This is a genomic window from Haloarcula pelagica (assembly GCF_030127105.1).
Classification (GTDB): Archaea; Halobacteriota; Halobacteria; order Halobacteriales; family Haloarculaceae; genus Haloarcula; species Haloarcula pelagica.
Genome location: NZ_CP126162.1, coordinates 203472 through 219353, shown reverse-complemented (window position 1 = coordinate 219353; position 15882 = coordinate 203472). Strand labels below are relative to the sequence as shown.

14 protein-coding genes are annotated in these 15882 nt (G+C 64.6%); 10 read left to right on the top strand and 4 right to left on the bottom strand.

What is annotated here, in order from left to right; all coding sequences use genetic code 11:
• Window positions 1–11 precede the first annotated feature (11 nt).
• The gene (locus P1L40_RS19750) at window positions 12–665 is read left to right on the top strand and encodes a class II aldolase/adducin family protein (RefSeq protein WP_284011522.1); all 654 of its coding nucleotides are present in this window, start codon (window positions 12–14) and stop codon (window positions 663–665) included.
• Between the two features lie 4 nt (window positions 666–669).
• Complete coding sequence (locus P1L40_RS19745; protein ID WP_284011521.1) at window positions 670–2130, top strand: rhamnulokinase; 1461 nt, start codon at window positions 670–672, stop codon at window positions 2128–2130.
• A 45-nt stretch (window positions 2131–2175) separates the two neighbouring features.
• Here P1L40_RS19745 and P1L40_RS19740 read toward each other — a convergent pair whose 3' ends face one another.
• Window positions 2176–2949 carry an SDR family NAD(P)-dependent oxidoreductase gene (locus P1L40_RS19740; protein WP_284011520.1) on the bottom strand — a complete coding sequence of 258 codons (774 nt, stop codon included), beginning with the start codon at window positions 2947–2949 and terminating at the stop codon, window positions 2176–2178.
• Window positions 2950–3061: 112 nt separating this feature from the next.
• Between P1L40_RS19740 and dgoD the strand changes: the two genes are divergently transcribed.
• The 3 genes from dgoD (at window position 3062) to P1L40_RS19725 (ending at window position 7059) form a co-directional block, all read left to right on the top strand.
• The gene (dgoD, locus tag P1L40_RS19735; RefSeq protein ID WP_284011551.1) at window positions 3062–4213 is read left to right on the top strand and encodes a galactonate dehydratase; all 1152 of its coding nucleotides are present in this window, start codon (window positions 3062–3064) and stop codon (window positions 4211–4213) included.
• 44 nt (window positions 4214–4257) lie between these two features.
• A complete protein-coding gene (locus P1L40_RS19730; protein ID WP_284011519.1) occupies window positions 4258–5289 on the top strand; it encodes an NAD(P)-dependent alcohol dehydrogenase in 1032 nt (343 codons plus the stop codon).
• A gap of 954 nt (window positions 5290–6243) precedes the next feature.
• Window positions 6244–7059 (top strand): SDR family NAD(P)-dependent oxidoreductase, encoded by an 816-nt coding sequence (locus P1L40_RS19725; protein ID WP_284011518.1) that lies wholly within the window; start codon window positions 6244–6246, stop codon window positions 7057–7059.
• Between the two features lies 1 nt (window position 7060).
• Here the strand turns inward: P1L40_RS19725 and P1L40_RS19720 are convergent, their stop codons facing one another.
• Entirely contained in the window at window positions 7061–7363 is a 303-nt protein-coding gene (locus tag P1L40_RS19720; protein ID WP_284011517.1) for an L-rhamnose mutarotase, read from the bottom strand.
• 78 nt (window positions 7364–7441) lie between these two features.
• Here P1L40_RS19720 and rhcC point away from each other — a divergent pair, with 78 nt between their 5' ends.
• Window positions 7442–8311 carry an L-rhamnono-1,4-lactonase gene (gene rhcC, locus P1L40_RS19715; protein ID WP_284011516.1) on the top strand — a complete coding sequence of 290 codons (870 nt, stop codon included), beginning with the start codon at window positions 7442–7444 and terminating at the stop codon, window positions 8309–8311.
• 16 nt (window positions 8312–8327) lie between these two features.
• Here rhcC and P1L40_RS19710 read toward each other — a convergent pair whose 3' ends face one another.
• Window positions 8328–10508, bottom strand: a complete 2181-nt coding sequence (locus P1L40_RS19710; RefSeq protein ID WP_284011515.1) for an LUD domain-containing protein — start codon at window positions 10506–10508, stop codon at window positions 8328–8330.
• Window positions 10509–10511: 3 nt separating this feature from the next.
• On the bottom strand, window positions 10512–11033 hold the full coding sequence (locus tag P1L40_RS19705; RefSeq protein WP_284011514.1) for an LUD domain-containing protein: 522 nt from the start codon (window positions 11031–11033) through the stop codon (window positions 10512–10514).
• 256 nt (window positions 11034–11289) lie between these two features.
• Here P1L40_RS19705 and P1L40_RS19700 point away from each other — a divergent pair, with 256 nt between their 5' ends.
• The 4 genes from P1L40_RS19700 (at window position 11290) to P1L40_RS19685 (ending at window position 15864) form a co-directional block, all read left to right on the top strand.
• The gene (locus P1L40_RS19700) at window positions 11290–12684 is read left to right on the top strand and encodes an ABC transporter substrate-binding protein (protein WP_284011550.1); all 1395 of its coding nucleotides are present in this window, start codon (window positions 11290–11292) and stop codon (window positions 12682–12684) included.
• A 58-nt stretch (window positions 12685–12742) separates the two neighbouring features.
• Complete coding sequence (locus tag P1L40_RS19695; protein WP_284011513.1) at window positions 12743–13669, top strand: carbohydrate ABC transporter permease; 927 nt, start codon at window positions 12743–12745, stop codon at window positions 13667–13669.
• Entirely contained in the window at window positions 13669–14634 is a 966-nt protein-coding gene (locus P1L40_RS19690) for a carbohydrate ABC transporter permease (protein ID WP_284011512.1), read from the top strand. The genes P1L40_RS19695 and P1L40_RS19690 overlap by 1 nt, the downstream gene beginning before the upstream one ends.
• Window positions 14635–14697: 63 nt before the next feature.
• The gene (locus tag P1L40_RS19685; protein WP_284011511.1) at window positions 14698–15864 is read left to right on the top strand and encodes an ABC transporter ATP-binding protein; all 1167 of its coding nucleotides are present in this window, start codon (window positions 14698–14700) and stop codon (window positions 15862–15864) included.
• Window positions 15865–15882 lie beyond the last annotated feature (18 nt).

Below are 15882 nucleotides of genomic sequence, written 5' to 3'. Positions count from 1 at the left end.
CTACGATCCCAATGTCATCAGAGACGATCCCCCACTACGAGACACGTAACGCCATCTGCGAGTACGGACGCAGCCTCCTCGACGACGACCTGACGACCGGCACCGGCGGCAACTTGAGTACACGCCTCGACGAGGACCACGTCGCGATCAGTCCGTCCGGCGTCCCCTACGCGGAGATCGAGCCCGCGGACGTGCCCGTCGTCCACACCGACGGCACCGTCGTCGAGGGGGAGATCGACCCCTCGACGGAACTGCCGATGCATCTGGAGGTGTACGAGCAGCGGCCGGACGTTGGCGGTGTCGTCCACACCCACTCGCCGTACGCGACCACGTTCGCCTCGCTGGGCGAGGCGATCCCGGCCTCACACTACCTGCTCGCGTTCACCGGCACCGAGGTGCCAGTCGCCGAGTACGAGACTCACGCGACACAGGCGCTCGGCGACGCCGCCGTCGACGCGCTCGGGGAGTCGTACAACGCGACGCTCCTGCGCAACCACGGCGTGTTGACCGCGGACGGCTCGCTCGAAGACGCCTACACGGTGGCGCTGATGGTCGAGTACTGCGCTCGCATCCACCACCAGGCGCGTGCCATCGGCGAGCCGGAGATCCTGCCCGACGAGGAGATCGATCGGCTCCGCGGGAAACTCGACAGCTACGGACAGTGAACGCATGAACCACGTCGCCATCGATATCGGCGCCAGCGGCGGCACGGTGTATCTCGGTCGCGTGACGCCGACCGACTTCGACGTTCGGGAGGTCCACCGGTTCGAGAACCGGCCGGTCCGACGGGACGGACGGTACGTCTGGGACCTCGCGGCGCTCCGCGAGCGGATGGTCGACGGCCTGGAAGCCGCCGCCGAACGGGCCGACGGACTCGACACCGTCGGCGTCGACACCTGGGGGCTGGACTTCGGTCTCCTCGCGGACGGCGAGGTCCTCCGGGACCCCGTCTCCTACCGCGATCCGGAGGCGACGGCGACACGCGAGGAGCTGTTCGCGTCGGTCGGCAAGCGCCGGCTCTTCGCGGCGACCGGGATCACCAACTGGAACACGCCGAACACGCTCTGGCAACTCCACACGCTCGCCGAGCGCGACCCGGCCCTCCTCGAACGGGCCGACAGCCTGCTCATGATGCCACAGCTCCTGACGACCCTGTTGGGCGGCGATCAGTGTGGTGAAGTGACCGTCGCCTCGACCACGCAGATGGTCGATCCGAGCGAGCGCGCGTGGGCGACCGACCTGCTCGACGACCTGGGGGTGCCGACTGCTCTCCTCCCGTCGCTCGAAGAGCCCGGCCGGCGGCTGGGGCCGGTCGCCGACGACGTGGCCGAGCGGGTTTCGGAAACGCCCGAACTCGTCACGCCGGCGAGCCACGACACGGCGGCGGCCGTCGCTGGGCTCCCGCTGGCCGAAGACGGGGCCTTCCTCAACACGGGGTCGTGGTTCATCCTCGGTGTCGAGCGCGACGCCCCGGTTCGTACCGACGCGGGCTTCGAGCACGGCGTCTCGAACGAACTCGGCGTCGACGGGACCGTCCGCCTCCTGACGAACGTCAACGGCTTCTTCCTGCTCGAAGAGTGCCGCGAAGCCTGGCGGGCGAACGGCGAGCCGGCCGGGTACGACCATCTCCTGTCGGCGGCCCGCGACGCCCCTGCCCGGGCCGCGCTCGTCGACCCCGACGCCGAGAGCTTCGACATCGACGGCTCGATGCCCGACCAGCTCCGCGCCTACTGTCGGCGGACCGACCAGCCGGTCCCGACCGGCCAGGGGGAGATCGTCCGCTGTCTCCTCGACAGCCTGGTGACGAAGACGGCGCTGGAGCTGGACGCGCTCGCGGCCGTCACCGACGATCGGCCCGAAAGCATCAACCTGGGCGGTGGCGGCGTCCGCAACGACCTGTTCTGTCAGTTGCTCGCGGACGCGACCGACCGCCCGGTCGTCGCCGGTCCGGTCGAGGCGACGGCGATCGGGAACCTCCTGACACAGGCGCTCGCCGTCGACACCCTCCCGGATCTCGCGGCCGGGCGCCGACTCGTCGCCTCGGCGTTCGAGACGACGCGGTACGAGCCCACCGACACGGGCGAGTGGGAGCGGGCGAAAGAACGGCTGACCGACCTCCCGTCGGCGTAGCTCCCGGCGACCGACCCACCGTCCTCGAAAAGAGCGACCGATCCCCTATCGGGAGGTGTAGCCGCCGTCCATGACGACCGTCGACCCGGTCATGTACGAGGAGGCGTCCGAGGCGAGATAGACGACGAGTTCCTTGAGTTCCTCCGGACGGCCGAGCCGTCCCATCGGCGTGTTCTCCAGCCACGTCTCCTCCATCTCGGGGTTCTCGGCCAGCACCTCGTCGACCAGCTCGGTGCGCATGTACCCCGGCGCGATGGCGTTGACACGGACGCCGCGGTCCCCCCACTCGACGGCGAGCGACTGGGTCAACATCCTGACGCCGGCTTTCGTCGTGTTGTAGCTGGCCTGTTTCTGCGGGACGTTGACATCGAACCCGGACATCGAGGAGATGTTGACGATCCGCCCTTCGCCCCGCTCTAGCATCTGCTGGCCGACGTGTTTGGCACAGAGGAAGACGCCGTCTAAGTTGACGGCGACGATACGCCGCCAGGACTCGATGCTGGTCTCCTCGGCCGGCGAGTTCTCGACGATCCCCGCGTTGTTGACCAGCACGTCGATGGGGCCGAGGCGGTCGGTCACGTCCTCGACCATCGCCTCGACGGAGGCCTCGTCTGTCACGTCGACCTCGGTCGCGATGACCGTCGTCTCGCCGTCGAGTTCGGCCGCGGCCCGCTCGGCTTTCTCCTCGTTCACGTCGGCGATGGCGACATCGGCGCCCATCTCCGCGAGCCCGCTCGCCATCTGCTTTCCGAGTCCCTGTGCTGCACCGGTGACGATAGCCGTCTCTCCGTCGAGGGAGAAACTCTCGCGTACACTCATACGTACGTTCACGCACGCGGCTTCCACGATGATAAAACTATACCTCGACTGTACCGGATCGGGGTTCTCGCCGACCTGGCGTTTCAAGTGTGCGCTTGCCTACGTAGCATCCATGCAAATCACCGACTACGAACTGTTCGCGATTCCGCCCCGGTGGTTACTGCTCAAACTGGAGACCGACGAGGGGGTCGTCGGCTGGGGTGAGCCGATCATCCAGGGGCGACTGGAGACGGTTCGGACGGCGGTGTCCGAACTCGTCGAGGGGTACCTGCTGGGGATGGACCCGTTGCGGATCGAGTACCACTGGCGGAAGCTGTATCAGAGCGGTTACTTCCGTGGTGGGCCGGTGCTGATGAGTGCGCTCGCCGGCATCGACCAGGCACTGTGGGACATCAAGGGTCGCCACTACGACGCCCCGATCCACGACCTGCTCGGTGGCCACGTCCGGGACCGGATGCTCGTCTATCAGTGGATCGGGGGCGCCGATCCCGACAAGATCGCTGACTCCGCACGACAGCATTCAGAGCGAGGCTACCGCGCGTTCAAACTCAACAACCCGCGGAAGTTCCGGCCGATGGAGACGACCCGGGCCGTCGAGCGGGTCGTCGACCGGGTCGCGGCACTCCGGGACGCCGTCGGGAGCGACGCACTCGTCGGCGTGGACTTCCACGGCCGCGTCTCGAAGCCGATGGCGCTGGAACTCCTCCGCAGGCTCGAACCGTTCAACCTGATGTTCGCCGATCAGCCGCTGACGCCCGAACACGGCGAGGCCTTCGGCGCGCTCAACCAGCAGACCAGCGTGCCGGTCTCGACCGGCGAACGGCACTACTCACGGTACGATTTCAAGCCACTGCTGACGGAGAACGCCGTCTCCGTCATCCAGCCCGATGTCACACACGTCGGCGGCATCAGCGAGATGCGGAAAGTGGCGTCGATGGCTCAGGCGTTCGACGTGGCGGTCGTCCCGCACTGCCCGCTCGGTCCGATCGCGTTCGCCGCCAGCTTGCAGGTCGGGTTCGCCTCCCAGAACGTCGTCATGCAGGAACAGGACCTCACACTCCACGATCCGGCGTCGAGTCAGGGCCTCGCACTCCTCGAAGACCCGGCGACCTTCGAGTTCGAGGACGGTTACGTCGAACGGCCGACCGGTCCCGGCCTCGGGATCGAAGTCGACGAGGCGTACCTTCGCGAGAAGGCCCAGTCCGACGTGAACTGGTACAACCCGGTGTGGCACCACGAGGACGGGAGCGTCGCCGAGTGGTGACGGCACCCCCCTGTTTTTTGTAGCCGTACGACGTGTCGTCACGCATGCGTGCTGCAGTGTTAGTCGAGCCCACGGAGTTCGAACTCGAAGAGCGTCCCAGACCGTCGCCCGGTCCCGACGATGTCCTCGTCGCCGTCCGCGATGTCGGCATCTGCGGGTCGGACATCCACTACTACGAACACGGTCGCATCGGCGACTACGTCGTCGAGGAGCCGCTCGTCCTCGGCCACGAGAGCGCCGGGGAGGTCGCGGCGGTCGGCGAGAACGTCACGGGACTGGCCCCCGGCGACCGTGTCGCGCTCGAACCCGGTGTCCCCTGTCGGCGGTGTGCCCACTGCAAGCGCGGGGACTACCACCTCTGTGAGGATGTCACGTTTATGGCGACGCCGCCACACGACGGCGCCTTCGCCGAGTACGTCGCGTGGCCGGCCGACTTTGCGTACAAACTCCCCGACAGCGTCTCGACCGCGGCGGGCGCGCTCTGTGAACCGCTTTCGGTCGGCATCCACGCGTGCCGTCGGGGTGACATCGGGACCGGCGACACGGTGCTCGTCACGGGGGCCGGCCCAATCGGCCTGCTCGTGATGGAAGCCGCCCGCGCCGCCGGCGCGACTGACGTGCTCGTCACCGACGTTGTCGCGGAGAAACTGACCCGCGCGGAGGCGAGAGGGGCGGATCTGGCTATCGATGTCACCGAGGCGGACCTCGAAACGGCGGTCGACGAGTACACCGACGGCGTCGGCGCGGATGTCGTCGTCGAAGCCTCTGGCGCCACGCCCTCTATCCAGTCGACGTTCGATGCCGTCCGTCGCGGCGGAACTGTCGTCCTCGTGGGGCTGGCGGACGAAGCGACCGTCCCGGTCGACGTGCTGGAACTCATCGACAACGAGATCGATGTCGCCGGCTCGTTTCGGTACAAGAACACGTACGACGCTGCCGTCGCCCTCCTCGCGGACGGGAGCGTCGATGTCGAGGGGCTGATCGATTTCGAGGCGCCGCTCGACGGGATCGACGACGCCTTCGGCCGTGCGATGGACCCGACGGCAGTCAAGGGGATGATCACGTTCGACGGCTGAGCCCCGAAGACGACATCTCCCTGTTGTCTCCGCCGCACCGTCGGGCTCGTCTTCTCCACGTCTGTCGGCAGCATCTGCCACCGCTGTCGTGCCCACTCCCTCGCGACGACAGTATCCCGTCTCTCGAACAATAGGGGAACGGTAGCGCCAGACGGAATTTTATAGCCATATATTCGCGATACTGACCCTTCTATACCCAGATCTGGTCCGAATACTCGCCATAACTATGCTATTTGCAGCAATATGGTTCGAGATATCGGACAAGTAACATTAGAAAAATAGATACGGTGCTATTAACGGAATTTCGAAATCTAAATCTGGGGATAACTGATGTACGGCTGTTAGTAGTGGGTGTCCAATATCGACCGGAGTCAATATCGAATGTACACTTGTTAGAAGAACCCCCTGACGGGGAATCACCCTCCCGATGTCGCTACGGGACAGGTGTTTCCGCTCATGTCGGATACTTGCCGGCTATACCGATTGGGTATCGAGACGCTGCGCGACGAACACACGCTCGTCCCGAGCGTGGGGCGTGTCGGCGAGCGCTCGCTGGGATAGCATAGACCGTCGTCATATCGGCCAGGAGCGGCGATCGAGCCGGTTTACACTCGGTTCCGCGCTCGAATCGCCGATGTCCCGGCTTGTGCAACCAGTTCGTGGGCTCCCCGCGACGGGAACCGTCTGTCCGATTATAGCGAATCCCATCCGGTAACAACGGATTCCGTCCGTACCGGCAAGCCGTCGGAATCGACCGCTGTGTGTGGGACTAAACCGGGGGGCGGCCAAATATCTCGGCTATACTCCGGAATAAAATATATGTTAACTATTACCACTATGCTTGTCACCAGTTCACCTGACAAATATTGGTCCGGCAATACCGGACAGCTGCTCGCGTGCGTTGGACCGAGTTACACCTACAGGTTTACGTATCCCCCCGACTGAGTGACCGATATGTCTGCACAAGGGCCAGACAGCGGTTCCACCGACACACGGCTTACCGATCGCCACGTCGTCGTCACCGGCGGTGCGCAGGGAATCGGCCGCGGCATCGCGGTGAGATGTGCGCGCGCAGGTGCCGACGTTACTGTCTTCGACACGAACACCGAGGACGCCGACGTGACGGCCGATCAGGTCAGGGAGACGGGGAGTGGGGCGACCGTGGTCGAGGTCGACGTGGCCGACGCGGCGTCCGTCGACAGTGGCGTCGAAGCGGCCGTCGAGGCGCTCGGGCCGATCCACGGCGTCGTCAACAACGCCGGCATCCAGCAGTCGATCCCGCTCCTCGAGACGACCGAAGCCGAGTGGGACCGACACTTCGCGGTCAACACGAAAGGGACGTTCCTCGTCGCAAAGCGGATCGCTGCGCAGATGATCGCCGACGATGTCGCGGGGAGCATCGTCAACATCTCCTCCGTGGGGGCAGAACGACCGTTCACCGGACAGGGAGCGTACGGTGCGTCGAAGGCCGCAGTACTGGCGCTGACGACGGTCCTGGCGAAGGAACTCGCCGAGCACGACATCACGGCGAACGCGATCAAACCGGGGACGGTCGAGACCCCGATGGTCGACCAGTGGCTCACGGAGAAGGCGGCACAGAGCGACCAGTCGCCCGAGGAGGTCCTGTCGGAGTCGCTCGACACGCACATCCTCGACAGGCCGGCACAGCCGGCGGAGATCGGGCACGTCGCCGTGCTGTTGCTCTCGGCGGAGGGCGAGTGGATAACCGGCGAGTCGATCGCCGTCGACGGCGGGTATCTCAAAGCCTGATTCAGACCATCCGGTAGACCTCGTCCATCCACTGGTCGTCCTCCTCGACGAGGATGGGGTCCATCACCTCGTTCCACGCTGCCTGCGCCTCGCTTTCGGCCATGGCCTCTTTGATCACCGCCGGGTCTTCGACCTCCAGGAACCCGAACACGTGGCCGCCCTTCTCGAAGACGCTGTACGTCTCGATGCCCGCTTCGGAGTCGAGATACGCCGACTCCAGTGCCTCGGGTACGTCCTCGTGTTCCTCGCGGTACGCCTCTCGTTGCCCCTCTTTGATACGGAGGTGGAACGCTATTCGCGCCATGCGGTTCACAGTAGCACCCCCCTCGGGCTTAGCTTTTCTGCGGCAAGATTTAGTAGGCCCACTGACGAACCACTGGACATGTTTGATACCCATACCCACGCCTGGGACAAACCGAGCGCCGACCATCCGTGGGTGAACGGCCCGATCGTCGACCTCGTCGACTCGTTCGACGTTCACACCGTCTACACGGCCGACCGCCTGCTGGCCGACATGGACCGAAACGGGATCGACGAGGCCGTCGTGGTCGGCTATCCGATCTGTGACTGGACGGACAACTGGTACACGGTGGAGACGGCGGCCGAGTACGACCGACTCCACGGGATCGTGATGCTCGACCCGTTCGCCGACGACGCGGCGGTCCATCTTCGACGCTGCATGGACACCGACGGCGTCCTCGGGTTTCGCCTGGGTGCAGCCTGTCCGTACGACCGGATGTGGGAGACGTTCGATCCGGACGTGAGTTGGCTCCGGGCGGCCATCGAGGAGACCGAATTCTGGGAAGCCGCGGTCGAGACGGACGCTGTCGTCCAGATTCTCTGCGATCACCGCCAACTGGACCAGGCGCTCGAACTCGTCGAGGCGTATCCGGAGTTGACCTACCTGTTCGACCACTTCGCGCACGCGGACCCGGAGACGCCCACGGACGAGGGGACGTTCGCGCAGTTCGCCGACCTCGCCCAATACGACGGTGTCGCGGTGAAGGTCTCGGAGATGCCACACATGTCCGACTCGGCGTTTCCCTACGCGGACATGCACGACCACGTCCGCTGGTATCTCGACACTTTCGGCCGGGAGCGTGTCGTCTGGGGGTCCGACTACCCCAACGTCAGCGATGTCGCCACGTACCCCGAGACCTACAACTGGCTCCGGCAGGTCGATTCGGTGTCGAAGAAAGACCGGCAGTGGATCACGGGAACCTCGTTCAGACGCCACGTCGGCCTCGACTGAGCGCCGGGGGGCCTGGCTATTCGGCGAGCAGTTCGATCGGGTGGCGCGGCTGTCGTTCGAGGAGTGCGTCGATCTGTTCGAGACAGGAGGTGCCGCTGGCGACGACCTGTCTGTCCTCGACGCCGTCCGCTTCGAGTTGGTCCCGGAGCCGATCCCCAACATCCATGCTGAGTTCGTAGTAGTCCGACTTGTAGCCGAAACTCCCGGCCATCCCGCAACACTCGACATCCGAGGTCGTCACGTCGTACCCGCACAGTTCCAGGACGGCGACCGTGTGTGCTTCGAGACCGAGAGTTCGCTGCTGGCAGTGGCTGTGGTAGGCGAGTCGACCGTCCTCGACAGTCGGAAGCGCATCCGTGTCTGTCCCGTTCTCGACGAGGCCGTAGACGTACTCGAACACTTCGTAGCTGTTCTCGGCCAGCTCCGTGAACGTCGCCTCGTCCAGCAGTTTCTCGTACTCGCGCTGGAACATCGCGTGGTCGCTGGGCTCGATGACGACCACGTCCCGCCCGTCGGCGACGTGTGGTGCCAGCGCCTCCGTGACCCGTTCGGCGTGGTCTTCGGCGGTCGCGACCATCCCCTGGGATAGTGGTGCCCGGCCGCTGGAGGCGACGGACGGAACGGTCACGTCGACACCGAGAGCTTCGAGGGCCTTCACGGTCGCTTTCCCCCGCTCGACCTGGACGTGGTTCGTGTACAGGTCCGGGTAGACAACGGCTCGTCGGTCGGGATCGTCAACTGTCGAGTCGCGTCGCTCGGCCCAGTCGACGAACGTCTCACGCTCGAAGGTCGGCAGCTCACGCCGCGGGTCGATGTCCAGGAACCGGGCCATCGCCCACCGTGACGGGCCGGCGTCGGCGAGCCAGTTCGACAGCGGCGCGGTCGCGCTCCCCAGTTTCGCCACCGTCTCGAAGTTGCCGAAAAAGCGCTTCTGGAGCGGTGCGCCCTTGTCCTCCTCGTCGGGCGTGAGCCCGTCGACCAGCCACTCCGCCGGTCGGTCGTCCTCGCGGTTGACCCGATCGCGGACCACGGTGTTGATCCACGGGATGTCGATACCGACCGGACAGGCGTTCACACAGCGGCTACAGCCCGTACAGAGGTCGTTGAACTCCGCTGCCACGTCCAGTCCCTCGATGCCGGCCTCCCAGCCGGTGGCGATGCCACCCGAGTACGTCTCGCCGCCGAAGGCGTGGCCGCCCACGCTCTGGAAGTTCGCACAGGAGTTCGAACAGGCCGAACAGCGGATGCAGTACAGCGTCTCCTTGAGGTGTTCGTCCTCGCGCATCGCCAGTCGGCCGTTGTCGATGAGAACGAGGTGAAAGTCCCGGTCGGTGTCGTGCTCCGACAGCGGCGTCTCGTCGTCCTCGAAGTCGACGACGGGCGTGTCGACGGGCGGGGTCAACAGCGAGACGTACGACGTGATGTCCTGTCCGGTCCCGGACCGGCCGATGAGTTCGACGAACGGGTGGAGGTCGCCGACCGTCGGGATCACCTTCTCGACGCCGGCGACCGCGATGTGGGTGTCCGTGGCCGCGACGGTCTTGCGGGCGTTGCCCTCGCTCGTGACCAACGCCATCGTCCCTGTATCGGCCGTGACGAAGTTCGCACCGGTGAGGCCGACCTCGGCATCGACGATCTGTTCACCCAGTTTCCCGCGCGCGAAGCGCGTCAGTTCTTCGGCGGTTTCGAGCGGTTGGTCGGGATCGAACACCTCGTTGAACAGCTCCGCGATGCTCTCGCGTGACTTGTGGATCGCCGGCGCGACGATGTGAGACGGCGCCTCGTCGGCGACCTGCAGGACCCACTCGCCGAGGTCCGTCTCGACGACATCGACGCCGTCGGCTTCGAGGGCGTCGTTCACTTCGATCTCCTCGCTGGTCATCGACTTGCTCTTGACCAGGCGGTCGGCGTCGCGGTCCGCGACGACCTCGCGGATGTAGTCGTTCGCGTCGGCTGCGTCGTCGGCGATGTAGACCGTTCCGCCGTTTTCCTCGACGGCGTCGGTCAGTTGATCGAGGAGGTCCGGGAGCCGCTCGATCGCGTCCTCCTTGATCGCCCGTGCCTCGGATTTCAGCTCCTCGTAGTCGGACAGATCGGCGACCGACCGATACCGCCCTTCGTTGAATCCCTGGGTGTTCTGTGCGACTGCCGCACCCTCGGTCCGCATCAGTTCACGGAGTTCGTCGGCGGACGCCATCGTTCACGTCCCCTCCTCGATGACGATAACGTGGACCGATTCCGGGCCGTGTGCACCCCTGACGAGCGCTCCCATGTCCGCCGTCGCGCTCGGCCCGGTCGCGAGGATCACGCTCCCCCGGGTCCGGTTGAGTGTCGCTTCGAGCGTCTCGACGGCGGTGTCCATATCCGGAGCGATATCGGCCTCGTGAACGAGGACGACGTGGTGTTCGACGAAGAGCGTCACCAACTCGCTCCCTCGATCCGTCTGGGTCAACACGAGCGAGCCGTAGTCGGCCACCCCGAGGTCGGCAGTGGAGACGCCAGTCCGGGCCTCGTCGAGTGCGGCAGGCGTCGGATCGAGCTCCACCCCGGCCTCCGTGAACGGGAGACTCGTCTCCGTGAACTCGTCCTCCGGGGCGACCCCGACGGCCGGCTCGCGGACTGCTTCGTCGAGGGCCGCACCGACTTCCGAGGCGGCTGTGCGGGTTACTGACACACCTAACTCGTCGAGAGACGCTTCGAAGGTGGCGTCGGTTTCGGTCATCTGTGTCTGTTCTGTGGGACCGCTCCGTCATTTAGCTTTGGTTGCCATCCCGGAACAACTCCCGTTGAACCGGGCGTTAGCCCGTGGCGTGGGGTATCTCTCTGCGGAGGGATGACTGATCTTTGAAATAGGCATCGAATATTCCGGTAAATTTATTATATACGATACCCGTTCTACAACGTAGCGGATCATGACAAACGATGGCTCAGCCTCTCGACTCGACAGGCGACGATATCTGACTGGACTCGGTACCGCGATGGCCGCGGGGCTCGCCGGGTGTGGCGGTGACGGCGGTAGTGGCGGGGGCGGCGGCAGCGGTGGCGGCGATGGAGGCAGTGGTGGCGACGGCGGCTCCGGGACACAGAACCTCGATTTCTGGCTGTTCGGCGGCATCCCGGCCGAACGGGAGTACATCAGCGGCCACTACGACGCCTACGAAACACACAACGTCAGCTACCAACACCAGGAGTGGGGCCAGAAGTACCAGATCATCGCCTCCGCGGCCGCCAACGACAACCTGCCACACGTGATGGCCGGCCAGTGCCAGCAGATCCCCGACTACGTCGGCGCGGGCGCTATCCAGCCTCTCGACCAGGACGCCTACGCCGACCAGCTCGAAGAGGTCAACAGCCACTTCATCCAGGCCAACATCGACACTGTCGTCTACGAGGGCCTCGGCGAGACCAGCGGCGAACGCCAGTGGGGACTCCCCGGCGGCTACGCCGACCTCGGTCCATTCATCGACATCCGAACCGACTACCTCGAACAGACCAGCTTCGACGCCCCCCCGCGGAACTGGCCCGAACTCATCCAACTCGGCCAGGAGATGCAGGAGATCGACGAAGTCTCCGCCGCCATCACCGCGCCCGGAACCGACTTCGGGCTCACCACCGGCTACTTCATCGGCTTCGTCTACGCCAACGGCGGCCGCTACTTCGATCCCGAAACCATGGAGGCCACTGTCGACGAACCCGGCTTCGTCGACGCGGTAAAGCTGTACCAGGACATCGCCGATGCAGGCCTGTTCCCCGACTCGATGGCCGAGAACAACCACATCGCCGCCGGTCGCCTCCTCCGAGAGGGTGAGTCGGGTATCTTCATCACGTACTCACACGCGAACGCGGTGTATCAGACCACCGGCGCACCCCAGGCGTGGCTCGACGGCGAGGGACACACCGTCACCCGTGCCCCGCTGCCCGAGTCACCGTCGGGCAGCTTCCAGCCCCAGGACCTCCTCTTGCAGAACGCACAGGGGTTCATGATGGGTGCCGGCTCGGGAAGCGGCGCACAGCAGGACGCCGCGTTCGACTACATCAGCTGGTGGAACCAGCCCGAACAGCTCGCCCCCTGGACGTACAGCGCGGACGCCGATGTCGGCATCCGCGGGCGCGTCCCCACGCTCCAGAGCGCGTTCGAAGAGCCAAGCGACCTGTTCCAGAGCCAGTTCGGTGACCTCGTCACCCTCTACGAGAACGACGACCTGTTCACCCGGACTTCCCGGTTCCCCTCCTTCTCGGGCATCGCACAGATGCAGAGTATCATCAACACGCAGGTCATCCAGCCGGTGGTGCTCGGTAACGCCACCGCCGAGGAGGCCTGTCAGAACGCCAACTCCCAGATTCAGGAAGTCGTCGACGAAGAGATCGCCTGAATCGACGGAAATCTTCTTATTGTAGATCATTCATAGTGGCAGTAGACACGATTCAACCATGAGTTACGTAGACCACGCACAGTCGTCCTACGAGAACGTGAGCAAGCACGTCCCGGAGAGCCTCCGGGTGTACCTGCCGATCCTGCCAGTGATGACGCTGGTCGGGGTGTTCATCCTCTACCCCATCGCGCAGGCGATCTACTCCAGTTTCTTCGCGAAGAGCCTGCTCCAGCCCGACCAGGCCGAGTTCGTCGGGCTGGCCAACTACGTGGAGATCTGGACCGACCCCGACATCCACCAAGTGCTCTGGAACACGGCCATCTGGGTGAGCGTCGGCAGTCTGGCCGCGATCGTCCTCGGCTTCCTGATGGGGTGGCTCTTAGACGAGAAACTCCCCTACACGAGCGTCGCCAGCGCCATCGTGTTGATCCCGTGGGTGCTCCCCCGCGTCGTCGGCGCGTCGATCTGGCAGTTCATGTTCGGCGGCTCTCAGGGCATCATCAACGAACTGCTCGTGCAACTGGGGTTCGTCGACGAGTACATCGTCATGCTGGGCTCGACGGAACTGTCGCTGTGGCCGCCCATCATCGGGATGATCTGGCGGCTCGCGCCGCTGTTCGCACTGCTGACGCTGACCTCGTTGCAGGGGATCGACGAACACCTCTACGAGGCCGCGCGGATGGACGGTGCGACGCCGTGGGAGCAGTTCCGGTACATCACCATCCCGATGATGAAGTACAACCTCGCCATCGGCTTCCTCCTGATGCTCATTTATAACGTCAGGAACTTCTCGATGGTGTGGGTGATGACCAAGGGCGGTCCCGGCGTCTCCAGCAGCACGCTCCCGGTGATGATCTACCGCGCGGCCTTTATCGACTTCGAGGTCGGCTTCGCGTCCGCGCTCTCGGTGATGCTGTTCGTCGTGTTGCTGGTGTTCTCGTACTACTACATCCAGTTCTACGACAAAGTCCAAGGTGAAATGTAATGGCGACTCAAGACACAGACCCGACCGCAGAGTTCCGCAAGAATCAGTCGTGGCTCTACGACTCGAAACCGGGAGCCTACGTCAGGAAGACCGCGATCGGCCTCCTGACGCTCGTCGTCGGGGCGTTCATCCTGTTCCCGCTGTACTGGATGGTCGTCACGGCGTTCAAGACGACCGCGGAGATCCAGCAGATCCCGCCGACGGTCTTCCCCGAGAACTTCTCGCTGGAAGGGTTCCGACTCGTCATCGAGTCGTCGATCCAGGCGGGCGGCTACGCCGGACTGGTCCAGAACCTCTTCGGGGTGACGGTGTCGTCGGCGATCGACATCAACCTGCTCGGCCTGGTCGTCAGTAGCCTCAAGGTCGCTGTCGGGGCCGGCCTCATCGCGGTCGTCCTCGGGACGGGGGCGTCGTACGTCCTCTCGCGCCGGGACTTCCGCGGGAAGAACCTCCTGATGAGTCTGCTGCTGGCGTCGCTGATGTTCCCCGGGACTGCCATCATGGTGCCCGAGTGGGAACTCATTTCGACGCTGGGGCTGTTCAACACGCATCTGGCGCTGATCCTGATCTACGGGGCGATGACCGCGCCGTTCGTCGTCTGGCTGATGAAAGGCTTCTTCGACGATTTCCCGGATTCGATCATCGAGGCCTCGCGAATCGACCAGTGTTCGGCCTTCGAGACGTTCTGGTACGTGCTCGTGCCGATGGCGCGCAACTCGCTGATCGCCTCGTTCATCTTCGCGTTCTTGCTCGCGTGGAACGAACTGGTGTTCGCGCTGACGCTGTTGGACAACTCGAAGTTCACCGTCCCGCCAGGGCTGCTGACGTTCGTCCAGGGGTTCAACACGCAGTGGAACGTCGTCGCGGCGGCGTCGATCATCGTCTCGATCCCGGTGCTCGCTGGCTTAGCGTACATCCAGCGGTACTTCGTCCAGGGCCTCACCGGCGGGGCGATCAAGGGGTAACTCCCCGCTCGACCCACCGACAGGACGCTAGCTTTAAGGTGCGTTGGACGGTACCATTTTTCAATGACACACCTCGAGCTAGATAGTGTCACGAAAGTGTTCGGCGACCCGTCAAAGGACGGTGTCGTCGCCGTAAACGACCTAGACATCGACGTTGCGGACGGGGAGTTTCTCGTCCTGTTGGGTCCCTCGGGCTGTGGGAAGACGACGACCCTGCGGATGATCGGCGGGCTCGAAGACCCGACGGAGGGCGAGGTCCGGTTCGACGGCACCGTGGTCAACGAGGTGAAAGCCCGCAACCGCGACGTGGCGATGGTGTTCCAGGACTTCGCGCTGTACCCGCACATGACCGTGCGGGAGAACCTCGGGTTCGGGCTCAAACGCGAGGACAACGGCATGTCCAACGAAGAGATCGATGACCGAGTCACGGAGGTCGCCGAGATGCTGGAGATCGAGGAACTGCTGAACAACAAACCGGCACAGCTCTCGGGCGGACAGAAACAGCGTGTCGCGCTGGGCCGCGCGATCATCAGGGAGCCCCGGTTGTTCCTGTTCGACGAGCCGCTGGCGAACTTGGACGCGAAACTCCGGAAGACGATGCGGACGGAGATCGACGAACTGCAGTCGGAAGTCGGGATCACGTCCGCGTACGTGACCCACAACCAGGAGGAGGCGATGACGATCGCGGACAAGATCGCGATCCTGAACGACGGGCAGTTACAGCAACTCGGGACGCCCGACCAGGTGTTCAACGAGCCCGCGAACCTCTTCGTCGCGCAGTTCGTCGGGAGCCCCGACATGAACCTCTTCGACGCGACGCTCGACGACGACGGGGACGCCTACCGCGTCGACATGGATATGCTCTCGTTCGAGATCCCGAAGACACTCGTCGAGACGGAGATCACGACCGAGAACGTCCTCGTGGGCTTTCGCCCGCAGGACCTCTATCAGTCGCGGCGGCGAGTGACCGACGGACCGGAGTTCGACACGACTGTCCGCGTCGTCGAGCCCGTCGGGACGGAAGCGATCGTTCACACCACGTCGTTTCTCGGTGACGTGACCGCGAAGGTCGGTAACTTCCACGACATCGACGCGAAAGACGAACTGTCGCTCACGATCGCCCCCGAGCACGTCTACCTGTTCGACGCCGAGACGGAGGAGCTGCTGAAAGGCCGTCTGGTCAGCGAACGGGGTGACACTGAGACCACGGCCGACAGCGTCGAAGCCTAACAGTCCGACTCTTACACA